We start from the raw sequence: 2,222 nt of genomic DNA, 5'->3' as shown, positions 1-2,222 counted from the left end.
TCCTATGGTGCGCCGTGAAGGCGTGGGAGGTTATCATGCAATAAAGGCAACCTCCCAAACTAACTGGTTCTTGACCGGTGACTGGAATGTCACCCCTCTACAGAGAGTAGTAGACGGAAGGGGATCGAAAAGCTTGGCCGGGCGTCGCCGGCGGAGTGTCATCAGCAGATCGATCTTAAATGAACCGGATACGGCCCATCAGCCGTAGGCCGGGCTACCACAGTGTCTATGGTGAGGCAACGAAGTGAGTGCTGGAAGCCTCTGTATTTACCGAAACACGCCCTTAGATCGTGATGGCGAGAGGGCCAAGCAATCTGAAGCGGCGGGGCTCATATTTCTTCGCTGCTGGATGCGCCGAGGGCGCACCCGAGGAAGGGGCACTCTCCATTGCCTTTCCTCCCGAATTGTCAGGGGTAGAGCTCATCACCTACCGACACCAAGGTTAGGAACCGGAACACGGGAACTCGGATCGCCCGCCCAGCAGGAACTGGGCTAGCCGCGACGGCCGGAGAAGGACGACCCCGAGGGCGGAGCTTCCGTAGTAGTCGGAGTGCGGGAAAGCCGCGCACAGGGCGAAGGGAAGCAGGAAGACGCTAGACTTGCACGACGGAGGAATGATCTGTGGACATGGATCGCCGGGCGGAACTCGCCTGGATACTCGGCATTCAGCGCAAACTCTATCAGTGGAGTAAGGCACATCCCAACGAAGGATGGCGCGACATGTGGGGTTGGCTAACCGACCCGCGCATGCTCCGCCACGCCTGGCGACGCGTCGCCTCGAACAAAGGTGGACGAACAGCTGGCATCGACGGGATGACCGTGGGTCGCATCCGGAAAAGGGGCGAAGATCGCTTTCTCAAAGAGTTGCAAGCCGAATTGCGCTCCGGCGCATACCGGCCCAGCCCGGCGAGACGCAAGCTCATCCCGAAACCCGGTAAACCGGGGCAATTCCGGCCCCTGGGCATTCCCACGGTCAAGGATCGCGTCGTGCAAGGCGCCATCAAGATACTTCTGGAGCCAATCTTCGAGGCGCAATTCTGGCGCGTTTCCTATGGGTTCCGACCCGGACGAAGCACGCACGGCGCCTTGGAGAATATCCGGGCGACGATCCAGCCGCGCAAGCGCGACGCGGATGGTCACCGGACCCGGCTGCCATACCCATGGATCATTGAGGGGGACATCAAGGGCTGCTTCGATAACATCAACCATCATCTCCTGATGAACCGGGTTCGCTTACGCGTGTCCGACCGTCGGGTGGTCAGGCTGATCGGACAGTTCCTGAAAGTCGGCGTTATGGCGGAAGACCAGTTCATCCGCACCGAAGCCGGCACTCCTCAAGGCGGGATCATCTCACCCCTGCTGGCCAATATCGCGCTCAGCGCGATTGAGGAACGCTACGAACGGTGGGTCGAGCACCGCAGCAAGATCCGAGCACACCGGAAAGGTGATGGAGTGGCAGCGGCGCGGGGTGCGCGGCAGCGAGATGGCGGAGCTGGGCTCTGCGTCTGCTATCCGGTACGCTACGCCGACGACTTCGTGGTGATGGTGTCGGGTACGGAGGAAGACGCCAAGGCGGAGAAATCTGCACTGGCCGAACACCTCCGCCGGAGCACGGGCCTCGAACTGTCGCCGGAAAAGACAAGGGTTACGGCTGTGACGGAGGGGCTCGAATTCCTCGGCTTCCACGTCACGATGCGATGGGACAAACGCTACGGCTACGGCCCCCGCGTCGAAATACCCAAAGCCAAGGCCGCCGATCTACGTCGAAAAGTCAAACTGTGCACCACACGAAGAACAGCGCGCAGTCTTGGCGAAACGCTCCAGGAAATCAATCCCATCCTGCGCGGATGGGCGAATTACTACCGCTACTGCGCCCGAGCCTCGCGCGTATTTACCGATCTCGATTGGTATGTCGGCAAAAGGCTCTGGCTTTGGCTGCGGCGGAAACGCCCAAAGGCGCATGGGCGCGATATTCTGCGGGATCATCATCTTCGCAGTCTGCGTCGCCCGACACGGCACCTCTGGCGAGATGGAAAAGCCGAGCAACATCTGCTCGCGTGGACCCACGTCTGCCGGTTCCGCTACAGTTGGATGGACTTGCCTGACTTTGCCACGTCTTCTGGAGAGCTGGATGCATAACGAAAGATGCACGTCCGGTTCGGTGAAAGGCGACTAGAAACCGACTGCCGTGAGGCAGCACGGCGCTAGTCGCCTATTCTACC

Annotated in this window: 1 protein-coding gene; it reads left to right on the top strand. The window is 60.4% G+C overall.

The genetic code is table 11. The features are described 5' to 3' along the window. Positions 1 to 627: 627 nt before the first annotated feature. Positions 628 to 2,139 (top strand): group II intron reverse transcriptase/maturase, encoded by a 1,512-nt coding sequence (gene ltrA, locus HGP16_RS33675; protein WP_205926812.1) that lies wholly within the window; start codon positions 628 to 630, stop codon positions 2,137 to 2,139. The last annotated feature ends 83 nt before the right edge of the window (positions 2,140 to 2,222 follow it).

The sequence above is a fragment of the Rhizobium sp. P40RR-XXII genome (genome assembly GCF_012641405.1).
GTDB lineage: Bacteria > Pseudomonadota > Alphaproteobacteria > Rhizobiales > Rhizobiaceae > Rhizobium.
Note: the sequence above shows the minus strand (reverse complement) of the source record. Positions and strands in the feature narration are given on the sequence as shown.